Below are 18,955 nucleotides of genomic sequence, written 5' to 3' on the forward strand. Positions count from 1 at the left end.
GTGTCGCGGCGTGCCGCCGCCGTCCGGTCCCGCCACCATCCGAGCAGCCGGCTCCCCGAGCCCCCGCCCTTCCCGCGCTTCCTGGACTTCCTGCACTCCCTGGACTCGACGGCCTCCCCGCAAGCCCTGTCCTGACGGACGCGACTGACGTCACCGCGATGACCGATGTCACCGATCTCGCCGACGTGACTGAGCTGACCGACCTCGCTGAGCTTCATTTCCGTACCTCTTCGTGATCTCTCGTCCACTTCGTTCTCACCGGCCGCCGAGCAGTCCGCTCGCCAGGCCGATCACCACCGGAGCCACACCGACCGCCAGGAACGCGGGCAGGAAGCACAGCCCCACCGGCGCGGTGATCAGCACCTCGGCGCGCTGTGCCCGGGTTGCCGCCGCTCGGGCGCGGGCCGCGCGCAGTGCCTCCGCCTGGCGTGCCACGGCATCGGCCGCGGGCGCCCCGGAGGAGGCCGCGCGTTCCAGACAGCGGGCCAGCCCAACCGCACCGGGTATCTCGCCGAACCTCCGCCACACGTCGGCCGGTTCTCCGCCGAGTCTCAGTTCGGCAGCGGTGCGGACGAGCCGCTCGCCCACGGGGCCGCCAAGCGACCGGCCCACCGCGTCCGCCGACTCCCCGGGCGGCGCCCCGGCCGAGGCGCACGCCGCCAGAAGGTCTGCCGCGAGCGGGAGCTGACGCGCCGTCTCCTCGTCTCGTTCCTCGCGCCCTGCGTGCGGCCGCCGTGCTCGCCACAGCCACAGCGCCCAGGCCCCGCCGACTCCGACCAGCAACCCGGGAAGTCCGCCGATCAGCGCGAACCCGGCGAGGCCCGCCGCACACGGCACACCCCAGGCCCGTACCCGAGCCGGAAGCGCCGGTCTGCGTCTGCTCTCCGGCGACTTCCCCAGCGGCTTCCCCGGTGACCTCCCCACTCCCAGCAGGGCCGCCGTCCGGGCGCGGGCCCGCCGGTCGCGGCGTCGGCCGGCCAGGGCCAGGGCCGCCGCTGCGAGGGCGCACAGCACGGCGAGGACGGCTGTCACGACCGCTCACCTCCCCGCACGATCCGGGCCGCCCACCACAACCCCGCCGTCTCCAGGGCACCGCCGACGGCGAGGCAGGCGAGGCCCGCAGGCGTGTGGAGCAGCACCCACAGCGGGCGGGCACCGAGTGCGGCGCCGAGGCCGAGTCCGGCGACGGGCAGGACAGCGAGGACGGCCACCGTCGCCCAGGCACCGGCCAGTTGGGCCCGCAGCCGCTCCCGCTGGTCCTGGTGGGCCCGCAGCGCGGCCTCCAGCCGGTCGAGGCCGGCGGCGAGGCCCGCGCCTCCATCCACGGCGACCTGCCAGCAAGCGGCCATCCCGGCCAGGCCCTCGGCACCCTCGTCACGGGCCGCCCGGCGCAGCGCCTCCGGCACGTCCCCGCCGAAGCGGGCCGCCGCGAGAACCGCCGCCTCCTGGCCGCCGAGCGCGCCCGTGGTGCGCGCGGCGAACGCCAGTGCCTGGGCGGGCTGCCAGCCGGCTCTCAGCTCTCCCGCGACCGTCCCGCATAGGGCGACGACCCGGTCGGCGCGCGCCTTCCGCTCCCGTCGCGCCCGCGCCGCCCTGAGCCGGCGACCGGTCAGCGGAACCGCGACCGCCCCCGCGAGCAGCGGCAGCGGTGAGGAGCCGAGCAGGGCGAGCAGTGCCGCCACCGGCAGGCACAGCCACTCCGGCCGGCCGCGCAGTCCGCTCCACCAGCGCGCGGCGACCGCGGGCGCCGCGGCCCAGGTCCAGCTCTCCACCGGGCCTCCCGGGGCCGCCAGGACCGCCCGGGCCCTGCGGGCCGCCCGCTCCTGCCGGGCCGTCCACCACAGTGCGAGAACCGCGCACAGCGCCGCCGCGCCCGTCGTCGTCATCGTCCGCCTCCGATCAGCGACCGCAGCCGCTCCCAGCCCGGCTCCCGCCGGAAGCCACCCGGTGCCCAGCTCAGCGCGGGAAGCGTCACCACCAGGCCCTGCCGGTCGCGTTCGAGAACGTGCACCTCGGCGATCCGCCGGATTCCGGATCGGTCCCGCACCACGTGCAGCACCACCGAGAGCCCGGCGCCCAATTGGCTGTGCAGCGCGGCACGGTCGAGCCCAGCGGCCGTGCCCAGCGCCTCGAGCCGGGCGGGCACGTCCGCGGCCGCGTTGGCGTGGACCGTGCCGCAGCCGCCTTCGTGGCCCGTGTTGAGGGCTGCGAGCAGGTCGACCGCTTCCGCGCCCCGGACCTCGCCGACCACGAGCCGGTCAGGCCGCATCCGCAGCGCCTGCCGCACCAGGTCCCGCAGGGTGACGAGTCCCGCGCCCTCCTGGTTGGGCGGTCGAGCCTCCAGACGCACCACGTGTGGGTGGTCGGGGCGCAGTTCGGCCGAGTCCTCGGCGACGACGATCCGCTCGCACGGACCGACCAGGCCGAGCAGGGTGGACAGGAGAGTCGTCTTGCCCGAGCCCGTGCCGCCGCTGACGAGGAAGGAGACCCGGGCCTCGACCAGTGCCCGCAGCACCGGCTCGCCGCCCGGCGGGACGGTGCCCGCCTCGGCCAGCTCGCTCATGGAGAACGCCCTCGGCCGCACCACTCGCAGCGAAAGACAGGTCGAGCCGACGGCGACCGGCGGCAGGACGGCGTGCATGCGGGTGCCGTCCGGGAGCCGCGCGTCCACCCAGGGCCTGGCGTCGTCGAGCCGGCGCCCCGCGACCGCCGCGAGCCGCTGCGCGAGGCGCCGTACCGCCGCGGCGTCGGGGAACGTCACACCGGTCGCCTCGAGTCCCGTGCCGCGGTCCACCCAGACCCGGTCGGGCGCGGAGACCAGGACGTCGGTCACCCTCGGGTCGGCGAGCAGCGGCTCCAGCGGGCCTGTGCCGATCAGTTCGCAGCGCAGTTCCTCCGCCGCGCCCAGCACTTCGGCGTCGCCGAGCAGCCGCCCCTGGGCCCGCAGTGCCGCCGCGACGCGTGCCGGGGTCGGTTCGGCGCCGCTCTCCGCGAGCCGCTGGCGCACGGCGTCGAGGAGTCCCGTGCCGCTCATGCCGCACGCTCCGGTACGAGGACGCGCTCCCAGAAGGCGGAGCAGAAGCGGGCGAGGCCGCCGCGGACTTCGGAGCCGGGCGGAGGTCCGCCGTCCCCGGCCGTCGCGAGGCCCGTGTCGCAGGGAAGCTCGCCGGCGAGGGGAAGCCGCAGGGCGTCGGCGATCCACTGCTCGTCGAGCCCGGGGGCGTAGGGACCGCGTACGACCGCGCGCAGATCGCGCAGCACGGTGCCGACGGCTCCGGCCATCCGCTGGGCGGCGGCGACGGCCCGCAGCTCGCCGGGGACGACGAGCAGGCCGAGGTCGAGCTGGGCGAGGGCCTCGGTGACGGTGCCGTCGATCCGGCGGGGCAGGTCGACCACGACGACTCCGTCGCGCCGGCGGCCTGCGGCGAGGACCGAGCGCATCGCCTCGGGCGGCACGAGCACCGGGTCACCCCGGTCCCAGCTCAGCACTCGCAGCCCGCGCACCGACGGCAGCGACTCCTCCAGGGCCGCGCCCGCCACCCGTCCCTTCGACGCGGCGAAGTCGGGCCACCGCCGCCCTTCGGCGCGCTCGCCGCCCAGCAGCACGTCGAGTCCGCCGCCGAGCGGGTCGCCGTCGACGAGGAGGGTGCGCTGCCCGGCCCGGACGGCGGCGAGCGACAGCGCACAGGCCAGCGTGGACGCTCCCGCGCCGCCTCGACCGCCGATGACGCCGACGGTCAGCGCCTGCCGCCCCACGCCCTCGACGGCGTCGGCGATGAGGTCGACGACACGGCCCTCGTCGTCGGGCAGGGTCAGCGCGTCCTCCGCGCCGATCCGGACGGCGCGCCGCCATACGCCCGGGTCGTCCGGGTCGCGTCCCACGAGCAGCACTCCCGGCCTTCGCGTGGCGCCGCGGCAGCGGGCCGCCGCGTCGTCTCCGACGAGGACCAGGGGCGGGTCCGTCCAGGCCGCGCGGCGCTCGGGCACCGTGTGGTGCACCTCGGGCTCGGCGCCCGCGGCGGCGCACAGCCGCAGCAGGTCGTCGAGGAGTGCCAGGTCCTCGGTGACGAGCAGCGGCCGTGCTGCCCGCCCGCCTCCCTCTCCCGCGCCCGAGCCCACACCCGCGCCCGAGCCCACCCCCACGCCCCAACCCACGCCTGAGCCCCCGTCCACGCCCGAGCCCGTACTCGCGCCGGCATACGCGCTCGCGCTCGTGCGCGAACCCATGGCCGCTCCCGCGACCGCCCGCCCCATCGCCGCGCCTCGCGTCGGCGTTCCGGAAGTCTTCGGTCCCTCCACGGCACACACCCCTCACGTGATTCCTGCGGTTCGCGGACTTCGCGACCGGAATCACCGTGCAGCCATCGGGAAAAACTTGTGGATCTTGGTCAAAAACTGTGGATAACCCGCCGCCTGTGAATAACTTCGCCACCCAAACCGGTACTGCCCGGAGAGCAGCCTCTCGACTACGCTGAGTGACGAAACCGGGCGTCGCGCGTCCACCCGGCCGCGCGGCGGCACAGTCGGGCGAGGAGGGGCAGGGATGAGGGAAGATCGAGGAGAAAACAGGTCCGGACCAGGTCCGGACATGCGACGACCCCCGCCGGGGGGGAGAGCGGGGGTCGTCTCTCCGGCCGACTCGGGGGGGGAGGAGCCGGTCCGGGTTAGCACGGTCGCGAACGATCCGTGACTTCCATGGTGTACCCGAGAGCCTTCTCAGGCAAACCCACGCGCCCCAGCGTACGCCGAATGGCGGGCACCTATGCTCAGCTCGTGGAAAACCACTCGATGCCGCGCGCAGCCGCCTTCTTTGACCTGGACAAGACGGTCATTGCGAAGTCCTCGACGCTGACCTTCAGCAAGTCCTTCTACCGGGGCGGGCTGATCAGTCGCCGTGCCGCACTGCGGACGGCGTACATCCAGTTCGTGTTCCTGATCGGGGGCGCCGATCACGACCAGATGGAGCGGATGCGCGAATATCTCTCCGCGCTCTGCAAAGGCTGGAACGTCGCCCAGGTCAAGGAGCTCGTGGCCGAGACCCTGCACGACCTGATCGACCCGCTCATCTACGACGAGGCGGCCTCGCTCATCGAGGACCACCACGCCGCCGGCCGCGACGTCGTGATCGTCTCGACCTCCGGGGCCGAGGTCGTCGAGCCCATCGGCGAGATGCTGGGCGCCGACCGCGTCGTCGCCACCCGGATGGTGGTCGGCGAGGACGGCTGTTTCACGGGTGAGGTGGAGTACTACGCGTACGGCCCGACCAAGGCGGAGGCGGTGAGGGAGCTCGCCGAGTCCGAGGGCTACGACCTGTCCCGCTGCTACGCGTACAGCGATTCGGCGACCGATCTGCCGATGCTGGAAGCGGTGGGCCACCCGTACGCGGTGAACCCCGACCGGGCCCTGCGCCGCGAGGCGACGGCCCGGGACTGGCCGGTCCTCGTCTTCGACCGGCCGGTGCGGCTCAAGCAGCGGCTGCCCGAGTTCCGCCTGCCGCCCCGCCCGGCACTCGTCGCCGCGGCGGCTGTGGGCGCGGCGGCCGCCACCGCCGGTCTCGTCTGGTACGCGAGCCGCCGCCGGCAGGCCGCGCTGGCGAGGCTCGCGGCCGGGGCCACCGCCTGAGCCGCGCCCTGAGCCGGCGCCTCACCGGGCGGCGCACCCGCCGCCCGGCCGACGCCCGGACCTCGGAACTTGCCACTCGCTTTGCCCGGATTTGAACGGAACGCAAAGAAGCGGAGCCAGGACTTTCGCTTCCTCGCCGACAGGAGTAGAAAGGAATCAGGCCCGCGAGACCTAGGACATCCGAGAGGATCACCTGTTGAGCAGAACGGCCCCACGGACCTGACGCACAGAAACCTGGCACCCACGCGACGTCGACCCTTCGATTAAGGGCCAGCCGCACCAGGCGAAGGGCAAAGTTCCCCGCCTGATGGGCACATATCGAGGACGCTTGGTAACTGGGTGGACGTGCCAGCGGCGGTACCGAAGTCTGGTACCGCCGCAACCCATGTCAGGGGCTTCTCAGGCCGCGCCGCGCTGCAGCGCCTCACAGACGGCCGTCGACTCGCGGACACCCAGCTCCACCGCACGCCCGCAGTGCGCGATCCATGCGGCCATGCCCTCCGGCGTCCCCGACAGGTAGCCGTCGAAGGCCGCCAGATAGGCCGCCCGCCCCAGCTCCGCGTGGCCCACCTCGGCCGGACAGATCGCCTTCGGGTCGAGACCGCTGCCGACCAGCACGATCCGCTCCGCCGCCCGCGCGATCAGACCGTTGTGGGAGGTGAAGGGCCGCAGGGCCAGCAGTTCACCGTGCACCACGGCGGCCGTGACCAGCGCCGGGGCGTCGCCGCCCGCGATGATCAGGTCGGCGAGCCCGTCGAGCCTGCCGGAGACCTCGGCCGGGTCCGGCAGCGGCGCCTCGACCAGCGTCTCGTCGACCGGCTCGCCAGCCTGCCGCGGCCGCCCCGTCGAGTCGAGCGGCTCGCCCTCGGCGACCAGGTGCAGCCGGGCGAGCACCCGCAGCGGCGACTGGCGCCAGATGGAGAGCAGCTGTCCGCATTCGGCGGTCAGCCGCAGCGCCGCGCCGACGGTGCGGGCCTCCGGGTCCGCACCGAAGTCGGTACGCCGGCGAACCTCCTCCAGGGCCCAGTCGGCGCCCGCGAGCGCGGCAGAGCCACGGGCTCCGCGCAGCGCCGCCTCGGAGGTGATCTCGTTGCTGCGGCGGCGCATCACGCGGTGGCCGTAGACCCGGTCGACGGCCTTGCGTACGGAGTCCACCGAGTCGGCGACGCCCGGCAGGGAGCCGAGGGCGGCCAGGGGGTCAGAGGCGTGCGTACTCATAAGTAGCGAGGCTACGCGCCCACGGCCCCCACCCCACGTTGGAGTGGTCTTCTTCACGCACCTTGACCACGCGCAGCATTCATGCCACTACGCTAGGTGAACATGAAGATCGCTTTCGTAGGGAAGGGCGGCAGCGGCAAGACGACGCTGTCCTCGCTCTTCATCCGTCACCTCGCCGCCGCCGGATCCCCGGTCATGGCGGTCGACGCGGACATCAACCAGCACCTCGGAGCGGCGCTCGGCCTCTCCGACGAAGAGGCCTCCGCGCTGCCCGCGATGGGTGCGCACCTGCCGCTGATCAAGGAGTACCTGCGGGGCTCCAATCCGCGGATCGCCTCCGCCGACACGATGATCAAGACGACGCCGCCTGGGGAGGGCTCGCGGCTGCTCAGGGTGCGCGAGGACAACCCGGTGTACGAGGCCTGCGCACGGCCGGTACGGCTCGACGACGGCGAACTGCGGCTGATGGCGACGGGCCCGTTCACGGAGTCCGACCTCGGTGTGGCCTGCTACCACTCCAAGGTCGGCGCCGTGGAGCTGTGCCTGAACCACCTGGTGGACGGGCCGGACGAATACGTCGTGGTCGACATGACGGCCGGCTCGGACTCCTTCGCCTCCGGCATGTTCACCCGCTTCGACATGACGTTCCTGGTGGCCGAGCCGACCCGCAAGGGCGTCTCCGTCTACCGCCAGTACAAGGAGTACGCGCGGGACTTCGGAGTCGCCCTGAAGGTGGTCGGCAACAAGGTGCAGGGGGCGGACGACGTCGACTTCCTGCGCTCCGAGGTCGGCGAGGACCTGCTGGTGACGGTCGGCCACTCCGACTGGGTCCGCTCCATGGAGAAGGGCCGCCCGCCCCGCTTCGATCTCCTTGAGGCGGCCAACCGCACGGCCCTGCAGACCCTCCAGAACGCGGCGGACGACTCGTACGCCCACCGCGACTGGGAGCGCTACACGCACCAGATGGTCCACTTCCACCTGCGGAACGCGGAGAGCTGGGGCAACGCCAAGACGGGGGCCGACCTGGCGGCGCAGGTCGACCCCGGCTTCGTCCTGGACGAACGCCTGGCCGTCCCCCAGCCCAGCTGACGGCACGGGCCGGGGCTCAGCGCCGTTCGGTCGGCCTGGCCCCGGCCGCCGGGGCCGCCGAGCCGGCCGGGAGGGCGGGCTGCGGGGCGAGGAAGGACTTCCAGCCGGCCGGCGGGGCCTCGCCGACCTTCAGGGTGCGGAGCTTGGCGAGGACGTCCGGGTCCTGGGCGTCGAGCCAGTCGGCGAGCTGGCGGAAGGAGACGCACTTGACGTCCTTCTGCACGCAGACCGTGGCGATGGTCTGCTCGATGGCGCGCATGTAGGTGCCGCCGTTCCAGGACTCGAAGTGGTTGCCGATGATCAGCGGCGCCCGGTTGCCCCGGTAGGAGCGCTCGAAGGCCTGCACCAGCCCGTCGCGCATCTGGTTGCCCCAGAACTCGTGCATCGACGGGTCGCCCTTCGTCGTGCCGGACTGGTTGACGAGGAAGTTGTAGTCCATCGACAGCGTCTGGAAGGCACGGCCGGGCACCGGGACGAGCTGCATCGACAGGTCCCACAGGCCCTGGTCCTTCTTGGGCCAGATCTGGTCGTTGACGCCGCTGGTGTCGTAGCGGAAGCCCATCTGCGCCGCTGCCCGGACGAAGTTCTTCCGGCCCTCCAGGCACGGCGTACGGGCGCCGACCAGCTCCTTGTCGTAGTCGAACGGGAGCGGCTTCTCCGCCTTCAGACCGGCGTTGGTCTTCCAGTTCTTGACGAAGGACTTGGCCTGGTTGATCTCGCTCTTCCACTCCTCGACCGACCAGGTGCCGACACCGCCCTCCTTGCCGCAGAAGTGGCCGTTGAAGTGGGTGCCGATCTCGTTGCCCTCCTCCCACGCGCCGCGCAGTTCGCGCACGGTGTCGCGGATGCCCTCGACGTCGTTGAAGCCGATGTCCGAGCGGCCCGGGGAGTGCTTCGGCGGGTCGTACAGCTCGCGCTTGTCCTCCGGCAGCAGGTACACCCCGCTGAGGAAGTACGTCATGGTCGCGCCGTACTGCCGGCCCACCTTGCGGAAGTGCGAGAACAGCCGCTGGCTGTCCTCGCCGGCGCCGTCCCAGGAGAACACCACGAACTGCGGCGGTTCCTGACCGGGCTTCAGGCGCTGCCAGGTCGGCTGGTGGGGCTGCTGTCCGGTGAAGGCGGTGGAGCCGTCGCCGATCAGCCGTACCGCGGCCTGCGGGGCCGCGGCCGGTTCCTTCTTCGCCCCCGCGCCCGGCGCCCCGCCCGGGGCCGAACCGCCGGAGCCCGAGCAGCCGGCGAGCCCGGCCGCGAGGGCGACGGCGAGCGCGCCGACGGTGAGCGCCCTCTTGTGGACAGTGGTCCTTCTCCCGGCGGCTGACATCCGCCCACCTCTCCTCGGTCTGCGTCCTCGGTTGCCTCGTGCGGTGCGTCCTGGATTGCGCCGTGCGGCGGGTCCCGGGTTGCGCAGTCGCCCGCCTGCCCCTTCGCACGGTTCCTCGGATTTCCGTACAAGCGGCGTCAACGTCGCACCGCGGCGGCCGGAGAGCGGCAACGACAAGCGGCATGACCACGTTCTGTCACCGGATCCGGTGAATCCTTGCCCCGTTTGCCCCGAAAATAATGCCGGAGTCTTTACTCTCCATTACTCTTCATTTACTGAGCGTTGATCCTCGCTGGTCGAGAACGCTCGATGGCCCCGCCGCTGCACCCCGCATGAGCCGCGACCGCGCTGCCCCCGGAGGAGACGGGACATGACTCTCACCACCCCTGCCCGCACGACCAACCGACCCCGCGTCCAGCGGCCCCACAGTCCGCCGGAAAGCCCCCGACGCCGCTTCCGGCTGGACGGCGCGGACCTCTCCGCGTCCGTGGCCGTCTTCCTGATCGCGCTGCCGCTCTCCCTCGGCATCGCGCTCGCCACCGGTGCCCCGCTGCAGGCGGGTCTGGTGGCCGCCGCCGTCGGCGGCATCGTCGCCGGACGCCTCGGCGGCTCCCCGCTCCAGGTCAGCGGCCCGGCCGCCGGACTGACCGTGGTCACCGCCGAGTTGATCCAGCTCTACGGCTGGCGCACGACCTGCGCCATCACGGTGCTCGCCGGGCTCGCCCAACTCGGCCTGTCGGCCCTCAAGGTGGCCCGCTCCGCCCTCGCCGTGTCCCCCGCGATCGTGCACGGGATGCTGGCCGGCATCGGCGTGACCATCGCTCTCGCCCAGCTGCACATCGTGCTCGGCGGCAACCCCCAGAGCTCCGCCGTCGACAACGCGCTCGGGCTGCCCGCCCAGCTCGCGGACACCTCGCCCGCCGCGCTCGTCGTGAGCGCCCTCACCGTCGGCCTGCTGCTGCTCTGGCCGCGCCTGCCCGGCCGTACGGGCCGGCTGCTGCGTACGGCTCCCGCCGCGCTCGTCGCCGTGGCCGCCGCCACTGCCGTCGCGACACTCGCCGGGTTCGGCGTGCCGCGGGTCGACCTGCCCTCCTGGAGCAGCCACGCGCTGCCCGGCCTCCCCGAGGGGCCCTTCCTCGGGATCGCGGCCGGGGTGCTCACCATCACGCTGGTGACCAGCGTGCAGTCACTGCTGTCCGCCGTCGCCGTCGACAAGCTGGCGGCGAAGCGCGCCGCCGACACCGGCGCGGCCGCGGTCCCCCGCTCGCGGCTCGACCGCGAACTCGCGGGCCAGGGCGCGGCGAACGTGGTGTCCGGGGCTCTCGGCGGCCTGCCGGTGGCCGGGGTCGCGGTGCGCAGCGTCGCGAACGTCTCGGCCGGAGCCGTCAGCCGCAACTCGTCGATACTGCACGGCGTGTGGATCGTGCTCGCGGCCCTGTTCCTCGTCCCGGTCCTCGACCTCATCCCGCTGCCCGCGCTCGCCGCCCTCGTCATGGTCGTCGGCATCCAGATGGTCAGCATCACGCACATCCGCACGGTCACCCGTCACCGTGAAGCGCTGGTGTACGTGGTGACGCTGGCGGGCGTGGTGTTCGTCGGCCTCCTGGAGGGGGTCGGCCTCGGGATCGCGGTGGCGGTCGCCGTCGCGCTGCACCGCCTCGCCCGTACCCGGATCACCCGGGAGGAGAAGGACGGGCTCCATCTCATCCGGATCCGCGGCCAGTTGACCTTCCTCGCCGTGCCGCGACTGAGCCGGGCCCTGCACCAGATCCCGCCGGGTGCCGCCGTGGTGGTGGAGCTGGACGGCTCCTTCATGGACCACGCGGCGTACGAGGCGCTGCACGACTGGCAGGCCGCGCATCTGTCCCGTGGCGGCACGGTGGAGACGACCGGCCCGTCCGGCGGCCGGATCGCCGACGCCCCGCCCGAGGACGCGTCCGCGCGGGACCACGGGTCCCACTCCTGCTGCCGGCCCTGGACGCCGTGGCGCAACCACCAGTGCGGCGAGCAGCCGGCCGACGAGACCCGGCACACGACCGGTCACCGGCTGGCGAGCGGCATCGGCGCGTTCCAGCGGGACACCGCGCCGCTGGTCAGGGACGAGCTGGCGCGGCTCGCCCGGGAAGGCCAGACGCCCTCGCAGCTCTTCCTGACCTGCGCCGACTCCCGGCTGGTCACCAGCATGATCACGTCGAGCGGTCCCGGCGACCTGTTCACCGTGCGCAATGTGGGCAATCTGGTGCCCCTGCCGGGTGAGGAGAGCGGGGACGACTCGGTGGCGGCGGCGATCGAGTACGCGGTGGAGGTGCTGCGGGTCGAGTCGATCACGGTCTGCGGGCACTCCGGCTGTGGCGCGATGCAGGCCCTGCTGAACGGCGGCCCGGACGACCCGCCGAGCCCGCTGCGGCGCTGGCTGCGGCACGGCCGGCCGAGTCTGGAGCGGATGGCGAGCCGCCGGCACGCCTGGGCCAGGATCTCCGGCCGGCTGCCGGCCGACGCGGTCGAGCAGCTCTGTCTGACCAACGTCGTGCAGCAGTTGGAGCATCTGAAGGCGTACGAGTCGGTGGCGCGGCGGCTCGCGGAAGGGACGCTGACCCTGCACGGGATGTACTTCCACGTGGGCGAGGCGCAGGCCTATCTGCTGGCCGGGACGGACGAGGTGCACAGCTACGACGATGTCTTCAACCACGTGCCGCCGGCGGCCGTGGCACCCGCCGTGGCCTCCGCCGCCGTGGCGCCGGAGGCGTACCCGGGGGTCTGGCAGGCCGCTCGCGCGTCCTGAACCTTTCCTTCCGTTCGTCCGTGCCAGTGTGTGACCCCTCGCTCCCTTCCGCTCGGGGAGCGAGGGGTCACCTCCGCATGTCACCCCACAGGTCTAAACCAATTACCCGGAGGCTCTTGTCACCCGGGCATCCGCCTGATGAGCTATGACGCGGGACACACAGGCACATAAGACGCCCTGGGAAAGGGAGAAGTCGTGAGCAACGAATCCTTGGCCAATCTGCTCAAGGAAGAGCGCCGCTTCGCGCCGCCCGCCGAACTGGCCGCGCACGCCAATGTGACGGCGGAGGCGTACGAGCAGGCCAGGGCGGACAGGCTGGGCTTCTGGGCCGAGCAGGCGAGGCGGCTCACCTGGGCCACCGAGCCGACCGAGACCCTCGACTGGTCGAACCCGCCCTTCGCCAAGTGGTTCGCCGACGGTGAGCTGAACGTCGCGTACAACTGCGTGGACCGCCACGTCGAGGCGGGCAACGGCGACCGGGTCGCCATCCACTTCGAGGGCGAGCCGGGCGACAGCCGCGCGATCACCTACGCCGAGCTCAAGGACGAGGTCTCCAGGGCCGCCAACGCCCTGACCGAGCTGGGCGTCCGCAAGGGCGACCGGGTCGCGGTCTACCTGCCGATGATCCCCGAGGCCGCGATCACCATGCTGGCCTGCGCCCGCATCGGCGCCGCCCACTCGGTGGTCTTCGGCGGCTTCTCGGCCGACGCCGTCGCCTCCCGCATCCAGGACGCGGACGCCAAGCTGGTCGTCACCGCCGACGGCGGCTACCGCCGTGGCAAGCCCTCCGCGCTCAAGCCCGCCATCGACGAGGCCGTCGCCCGCTGTCCGCAGGTCGAGCACGTCCTCGTGGTCCGCCGCACCGGGCAGGACACCGCCTTCACCGAGGGCCGCGACGTGTGGTGGGACGACATCGTCGCCCGCCAGTCCACCGAGCACACCCCGGAGCCGTTCGAGGCCGAGCACCCGCTCTTCATCCTCTACACCTCCGGCACGACGGGTAAGCCGAAGGGCATCCTGCACACCTCCGGCGGCTACCTCACCCAGGCCGCGTACACCCACCAGGCCGTCTTCGACCTCAAGCCGGAGACCGACGTCTACTGGTGCACCGCCGACATCGGCTGGGTCACCGGCCACTCGTACATCGTGTACGGGCCGCTGGCCAACGGTGCGACCCAGGTCATGTACGAGGGCACCCCGGACACCCCGCACCAGGGCCGGTTCTGGGAGATCGTCCAGAAGTACGGCGTCACCATCCTCTACACGGCGCCGACCGCCATCCGCACGTTCATGAAGTGGGGCGACGACATCCCCGCCAAGTTCGACCTGTCGTCGCTGCGCGTCCTCGGCTCCGTCGGCGAGCCGATCAACCCGGAGGCCTGGATCTGGTACCGGGAGCACATCGGCGCCAACAAGTGCCCGATCGTGGACACCTGGTGGCAGACCGAGACCGGCGCGATGATGATCTCCCCGCTGCCCGGTGTCACCGAGACCAAGCCCGGCTCGGCACAGCGCGCGCTGCCCGGCATCTCGGCCACCGTCGTCGACGACGAGGCGAACGAGGTCCCGAACGGGGGCGGCGGCTACCTGGTGCTGACCGAGCCGTGGCCGTCGATGCTCCGCACCATCTGGGGCGACGACCAGCGCTTCATCGACACCTACTGGTCCCGCTTCGAGGGCAAGTACTTCGCCGGCGACGGCGCGAAGAAGGACGACGACGGCGACATCTGGCTGCTCGGCCGGGTCGACGACGTCATGCTCGTCTCGGGCCACAACATCTCCACCACCGAGGTCGAGTCCGCGCTGGTCTCCCACCCGTCCGTCGCCGAGGCGGCGGTCGTCGGCGCCGCCGACGAGACCACCGGCCAGGCGATCGTCGCCTTCGTGATCCTGCGCGGTACGGCCAGCGAGGACGAAGGACTGGTCACCGAGCTGCGCAACCACGTCGGCGCGACCCTCGGCCCGATCGCCAAGCCGAAGCGGATCCTGCCGGTGGCCGAGCTGCCCAAGACCCGCTCGGGCAAGATCATGCGCCGCCTGCTGCGCGACGTCGCCGAGAACCGCGAGCTGGGCGACGTCACCACGCTGACGGACTCGTCGGTCATGGACCTCATCCAGACCAAGCTGCCGGCCGCGTCCAGCGAGGACTGAGCAGCCGAAAAGCGCAGGTGAAAGCGCCCGTCCCGGACTCCGCGGCGGGCGCTTCCGCATGCCCGGAAAGTTGTCCACAGGCGGTTGTCCACAGGGGGTGCCGGTGTCCGGCTATGCACCTAAAGTGAAGATCACCAGGCACCGCCGGGCATCTTTAGGTAAAGTAAGGATCGCGTCAGCGACGCGTCAGGAAAACCGAGGTGCGCCGGGAAGTCTGGTCGGCATGTGCTCTGTGCTGCCCACCGACCGGAGGTCCACACCGTGACCGCGCCCACGCCCACCGACCGCAGGTTCCTCGGACGTCTGAGCCTGCCCGAGCGCCGGTTCGTCGCCGACGCCCTGCGCACCGAGACCGTCGGCGGCGTGCTCCTCCTGGTCGCCGCGGTCGTCGCCCTCGTCTGGGCCAACACGCCCCTCAAGGACAGCTACGCGACGATACGGGACTTCCACATCGGGCCGGCCGCCCTCGGCCTCGACCTGTCGATCCAGCACTGGGCCGCCGACGGTCTGCTCGCGATCTTCTTCTTCGTCGCCGGCATCGAGCTCAAGCGCGAGCTGGTCGCGGGCGAGCTCCGCGACCCCAAGGCCGCCGCCCTGCCCGTCGTCGCGGCCCTGTGCGGCATGGCGGTGCCCGCCCTGGTCTACACGCTGGTCAACACCATCGGCGACGGGAGCATGGACGGCTGGGCCGTACCCACCGCCACCGACATCGCCTTCGCGCTCGCCGTCCTGGCCGTGATCGGCACCTCGCTGCCTTCGGCGCTGCGGGCCTTCCTGCTCACCCTCGCCGTCGTCGACGACCTGTTCGCCATCCTCATCATCGCGATCTTCTTCACCGGCGACCTCAACTTCGCCGCTCTCGGAGGCGCCTTCGCCGGACTCGCGCTCTTCTGGCTGCTGCTGCGCATGGGCGTCCGTGGCTGGTACGTCTACGTGCCGCTGGCCCTGGTCATCTGGGGACTGATGTACAACAGCGGCGTCCACGCCACCATCGCCGGCGTCGCCATGGGCCTGATGCTGCGCTGCACCACCCGGGACGGCGAGGAGCACTCCCCCGGCGAGCACATCGAGCACCTGGTCCGCCCGATATCCGCCGGCCTCGCGGTGCCGCTGTTCGCGCTGTTCTCGGCCGGGGTCTCCCTCTCCGGCGGGGCAATCGGCGAGGTGTTCACCCAGCCCGTCACCCTCGGCGTGGTCCTCGGACTCGTCGTCGGCAAGGCGATCGGCATCTTCGGCGGCACCTGGCTCACCGCCCGCTTCACCAGGGCCCAGCTCAACCCCGACCTGGCCTGGGCGGACGTCTTCGCCGTCGCGACCCTCGCCGGTATCGGCTTCACCGTCTCGCTGCTCATCGGGGAACTGGCCTTCGCCGACGACGCAGCCCTCATGGACGAGGTCAAGGCCGCCGTCCTGGTCGGCTCGCTCATAGCCGCCGTGCTCGCCTCCGTGCTGCTGAAGCTGCGGGTGCGCAAGTACCAGGCGCTGTGCGCGGAGGAGGAGCGTGACGAGGACCACGACGGCATTCCCGACATCTACGAGGAGCACACGCCGGAGTACCACCTGCGGATGGCCGACATCTACGAGCGGAAGGCCGCGGAGCACAGAGAGCGCGCCCAACTGGCGGGGGCATCGCGCGAGGAGGCCGACCGTCCGGCATGATCTGAGGGCAGACGACACAGGAGAAGAGGGAGCAGCCATGAGCGACCCGTTCGACGGAACCGAGCGCAGCCTCGGCCAGCTGGTCGCCTCGGCGACCGCCGAGATGTCCGCCCTGGTGCACGACGAGATCGCCCTCGCCAAGGCGGAGATCCGTCAGGACGTCAAGCGCGGCGCGATCGGCAGCGCCGCCGGCATCGCCGCCGGCGTGGTGCTGCTGTTCTCCCTGCCGATGTTGAGCTTCGCGCTCGCCTACGCCATCAACACCTGGACCGGCGGGCACAACGGCAACGGCGGCTGGAACATGGTCTGGTGCTTCCTGCTGTCCTTCACGGCCAACGTGCTGCTCGCCGGTCTGCTCGGCCTGCTCGCCTACGCGAAGTTCCGCAAGGTCAAGAAGCCGGAGAAGTCCATCGCCTCGGCCAAGCAGACCGCGGCGATCATGCAGAACGTCAAGCCGCACCCGCGCCCCGCGGCCGACGCGGCCCGAGTCGCCCTGGCCAAGGGCGAGACTGTGGCACGCTCGTCCGCATGACCGTCCCAGAGAGCAGCAGCGCCAACGGCGGAAGCCCCGTACGCATCGACGGGCCGTGGACCCACCGCGACGTCGCGGCCAACGGTGCCCGCTTCCACATCGCCGAGATGGGCGACGGCCCGCTGGTGCTGCTGCTGCACGGCTTCCCGCAGTTCTGGTGGACCTGGCGCCACCAGCTGCCCGCGCTCGCCGACGCCGGCTTCCGGGCCGTGGCCATGGACCTGCGCGGGGTCGGCGGGAGCGACCGCACGCCCCGCGGTTACGACCCGGCCAACCTGGCCCTCGACATCACCGGCGTGATCCGCTCGCTCGGCGAGCCGGACGCGGCGCTCGTCGGCCACGACCTGGGCGGCTACCTCGCCTGGACGGCGGCGGTGATGCGGCCCAAGCTCGTGCGCCGGCTCGTGGTCTCCTCGATGCCGCACCCGCGCCGCTGGCGCTCGGCGATGCTGTCCGACTTCGCGCAGACCCGCGCAGGCTCCTTCGTGTGGGGCTTCCAGCGCCCGTGGATTCCGGAGCGTCAGCTCGTGGCCGACGAGGCGGCACTCGTGGGCAGGCTGATCCAGGACTGGTCGGGCCCGCATCCCCGCTCGGCTGCCGACGAGGAGGCACTGGCCGTCTACCGGCGGGCGATGTGCATCCCGTCGACCGCGCACTGCTCCATCGAGCCGTACCGCTGGATGGTGCGTTCCCTGGCGCGCCCGGACGGCATCCAGTTCAACCGGCGCATGAAGCGGCCGGTGCGGGTGCCCACGCTGCATCTGCACGGCTCGCTCGACCCGGTGATGCGGACGCGCAGCGCGGCCGGCTCCGGGGAGTACGTGGAGGCTCCTTACCGCTGGCGGCTGTTCGACGGGCTCGGGCACTTCCCCCACGAGGAGGACCCGGTGGCGTTCACCACGGAGCTCGTCAACTGGCTCAAGGACCCCGAGCCGGACCGCTGACGGCCCGTCGCCCGGCCGTGGTGGCCGCCGACGCACAGGCGTCCCTCGAACTGCCATGTGCCTCGCGCATACGCCAATTGGCGGGCCCCGGGGCGGTTACCGACCTTGGGGCCCGGGCAGACGTCCGGGTATGGGCTGGACGCACGACTACGGTGACACAGCACGCGACCGCCGCTCGATCGGCGGATCCGACGCCCCGGAGCGGGGCGGCACGCAGGACCAGGGCTACCCGCACCCGGCGCGGGACGTGGGGATCTCCCGCATCCTCCGCCGCCGGGCCCGCTGGGTGTCGGCCCGGCTGCGGCACACCCGTACATAGCCGTACCCAGCCCGTACGCGGCTCGGACCCCATACGCGGGCATGGAGCCCGTACGCGGGCGTGGAGGCCGTACCCGGCGCGGAGCCCGTACGCGGGCAAGGGAGCGGGCTAGAGGGCGCAGCCCTGGCTGTCGACCTGCTGGTTGGCGGCGCGGCCGCGGAGGATGTCCTCCTGGATCTCGTCGACCGTCAGCGCGTAGCCGGTGTTGGCGTCGTCGAGCGAGCGGGCGAAGATCACGCCGTAGACCTTGCCGTCCGCGGTGAGCAGCGGGCCGCCGGAGTTGCCCTGACGGACCGTCGCGTACAGGGAGTACACGTCCCTGCGCACCTCGCCGCGGTGGTAGATGTCGGGTCCCTTGGCGGCGATCCGGCCGCGGACACGCGCCGAGCGGACGTCGTACGAGCCGTTCTCCGGGAAGCCGGCCACGATGGCGTCGTCGCCGCTGCGGGCGTCCTGGTCGGTGAACTGGAGCGGCGTGGCGTCCAGACCGGGCACGTCGAGGACGGCGATGTCGCGCTTCCAGTCGTAGAGCACGACCTTGGCGTCGTAGAGCTTGCCCTCGCCGCCTATCTGCACGGTCGGCTCGTCGACGCCGCCGACGACATGGGCGTTGGTCATGACCCGGCGCTCGGCGAACACGAAGCCGGTGCCTTCCAGGACCTTGCCGCAGCTGGGCGCGGTGCCGACGACCTTGACGATGGAGCGCTGGGCGCGGGCGGCGACGGGGCTGCCGGCGAGCGCCGGGTCGGGCGCCCGGACCTCGGTGATGGGCTCGTTGGCGAAGGGGCTGAAGACCTGCGGGAAGCCGTTCTGGGCGAGCGCGGAGGTGAAGTCGTCGAACCAGCTCGGCGCCTGATCCGGCATCACCTGGGAGATGCCGAGCAGCACCTTGGAGCTGCGGACCTCCTTGCCCACGGTGGGCATCGCGGTGCGGGCCAGTGCAGAACCGATCAGCCACGCGACCAGGAGCATGGCCACCACGTTGACCAGGGCGCCGCCGGTGGCGTCCAGGGCGCGCGCGGGAGTCCAGGTGATGTGCCGGCGCAGCCTGTTCCCCAGGTGGGTGGTGAAGGCCTGGCCGACGGAGGCGCTGACGATGACCACCATCACGAAGACGACCGTCGCCGTCGTGGTGACCTGGCTGTGGTCGGTCAGCTGGTTCCAGATGACCGGCAGCAGCAGGACCGCGACGAGGCCGCCCCCGAGGAAGCCGATCACCGAGAGGATGCCGACCACGAAACCCTGGCGGTAACCGATGATCGCGAACCACACGGCGGCGAGCAGCAACAGGATGTCCAGCACGTTCACCGTCAATAGC

The 18,955-nt window shown here is 72.3% G+C and carries 15 protein-coding genes; 8 read left to right on the top strand and 7 right to left on the bottom strand.

Going from position 1 to position 18,955, the window contains the following annotated elements:
- Positions 1 to 255: 255 nt before the first annotated feature.
- From ACFVGS_RS04335 to ssd, 4 genes are read right to left on the bottom strand one after another with little or no spacing between them, the layout of a single operon-like run.
- On the bottom strand, positions 256 to 1,032 hold the full coding sequence (locus ACFVGS_RS04335; protein WP_384408653.1) for a type II secretion system F family protein: 777 nt from the start codon (positions 1,030 to 1,032) through the stop codon (positions 256 to 258).
- Positions 1,029 to 1,886, bottom strand: coding sequence for a type II secretion system F family protein (locus tag ACFVGS_RS04340; protein WP_385690259.1), 858 nt, complete (start codon positions 1,884 to 1,886; stop codon positions 1,029 to 1,031). Before ACFVGS_RS04340 ends, ACFVGS_RS04335 begins: the two co-directional genes overlap by 4 nt.
- Positions 1,883 to 3,034 carry a TadA family conjugal transfer-associated ATPase gene (locus tag ACFVGS_RS04345; RefSeq protein ID WP_385690262.1) on the bottom strand — a complete coding sequence of 384 codons (1,152 nt, stop codon included), beginning with the start codon at positions 3,032 to 3,034 and terminating at the stop codon, positions 1,883 to 1,885. Before ACFVGS_RS04345 ends, ACFVGS_RS04340 begins: the two co-directional genes overlap by 4 nt.
- Complete coding sequence (gene ssd / locus ACFVGS_RS04350; protein WP_385690265.1) at positions 3,031 to 4,254, bottom strand: septum site-determining protein Ssd; 1,224 nt, start codon at positions 4,252 to 4,254, stop codon at positions 3,031 to 3,033. The genes ACFVGS_RS04345 and ssd overlap by 4 nt, the downstream gene beginning before the upstream one ends.
- Positions 4,255 to 4,749: 495 nt before the next feature.
- Between ssd and ACFVGS_RS04355 the strand changes: the two genes are divergently transcribed.
- Positions 4,750 to 5,622: an HAD family hydrolase gene (locus tag ACFVGS_RS04355; protein WP_384408790.1), complete on the top strand. Its 873-nt coding sequence runs from the start codon at positions 4,750 to 4,752 to the stop codon at positions 5,620 to 5,622.
- Between the two features lie 399 nt (positions 5,623 to 6,021).
- Here ACFVGS_RS04355 and ACFVGS_RS04360 read toward each other — a convergent pair whose 3' ends face one another.
- Positions 6,022 to 6,840: a Fic family protein gene (locus ACFVGS_RS04360; protein WP_384408792.1), complete on the bottom strand. Its 819-nt coding sequence runs from the start codon at positions 6,838 to 6,840 to the stop codon at positions 6,022 to 6,024.
- Positions 6,841 to 6,942: 102 nt separating this feature from the next.
- Between ACFVGS_RS04360 and ACFVGS_RS04365 the strand changes: the two genes are divergently transcribed.
- On the top strand, positions 6,943 to 7,929 hold the full coding sequence (locus ACFVGS_RS04365; RefSeq protein ID WP_384408794.1) for an ATP-binding protein: 987 nt from the start codon (positions 6,943 to 6,945) through the stop codon (positions 7,927 to 7,929).
- A gap of 16 nt (positions 7,930 to 7,945) precedes the next feature.
- Here ACFVGS_RS04365 and ACFVGS_RS04370 read toward each other — a convergent pair whose 3' ends face one another.
- Entirely contained in the window at positions 7,946 to 9,250 is a 1,305-nt protein-coding gene (locus ACFVGS_RS04370) for a hypothetical protein (protein WP_385690269.1), read from the bottom strand.
- Between the two features lie 370 nt (positions 9,251 to 9,620).
- Here ACFVGS_RS04370 and ACFVGS_RS04375 point away from each other — a divergent pair, with 370 nt between their 5' ends.
- The 6 genes from ACFVGS_RS04375 (at position 9,621) to ACFVGS_RS04400 (ending at position 17,637) form a co-directional block, all read left to right on the top strand.
- The gene (locus tag ACFVGS_RS04375; RefSeq protein WP_385690272.1) at positions 9,621 to 12,032 is read left to right on the top strand and encodes a SulP family inorganic anion transporter; all 2,412 of its coding nucleotides are present in this window, start codon (positions 9,621 to 9,623) and stop codon (positions 12,030 to 12,032) included.
- A gap of 195 nt (positions 12,033 to 12,227) precedes the next feature.
- Entirely contained in the window at positions 12,228 to 14,183 is a 1,956-nt protein-coding gene (gene acs / locus ACFVGS_RS04380) for an acetate--CoA ligase (RefSeq protein ID WP_385690274.1), read from the top strand.
- A gap of 261 nt (positions 14,184 to 14,444) precedes the next feature.
- Positions 14,445 to 15,842 (top strand): Na+/H+ antiporter NhaA, encoded by a 1,398-nt coding sequence (gene nhaA, locus ACFVGS_RS04385; RefSeq protein WP_385690277.1) that lies wholly within the window; start codon positions 14,445 to 14,447, stop codon positions 15,840 to 15,842.
- 37 nt (positions 15,843 to 15,879) lie between these two features.
- Positions 15,880 to 16,374 carry a phage holin family protein gene (locus ACFVGS_RS04390; RefSeq protein WP_384408805.1) on the top strand — a complete coding sequence of 165 codons (495 nt, stop codon included), beginning with the start codon at positions 15,880 to 15,882 and terminating at the stop codon, positions 16,372 to 16,374.
- Entirely contained in the window at positions 16,371 to 17,318 is a 948-nt protein-coding gene (locus ACFVGS_RS04395; RefSeq protein WP_384408808.1) for an alpha/beta fold hydrolase, read from the top strand. The genes ACFVGS_RS04390 and ACFVGS_RS04395 overlap by 4 nt, the downstream gene beginning before the upstream one ends.
- A 130-nt stretch (positions 17,319 to 17,448) precedes the next feature.
- Positions 17,449 to 17,637: a hypothetical protein gene (locus ACFVGS_RS04400; protein ID WP_384408810.1), complete on the top strand. Its 189-nt coding sequence runs from the start codon at positions 17,449 to 17,451 to the stop codon at positions 17,635 to 17,637.
- A gap of 108 nt (positions 17,638 to 17,745) precedes the next feature.
- Here ACFVGS_RS04400 and ACFVGS_RS04405 read toward each other — a convergent pair whose 3' ends face one another.
- Complete coding sequence (locus tag ACFVGS_RS04405; RefSeq protein ID WP_384408812.1) at positions 17,746 to 18,945, bottom strand: MarP family serine protease; 1,200 nt, start codon at positions 18,943 to 18,945, stop codon at positions 17,746 to 17,748.
- Positions 18,946 to 18,955 lie beyond the last annotated feature (10 nt).

The sequence above is a fragment of the Streptomyces sp. NPDC127114 genome (assembly GCF_042677525.1).
GTDB lineage: Bacteria > Actinomycetota > Actinomycetes > Streptomycetales > Streptomycetaceae > Streptomyces.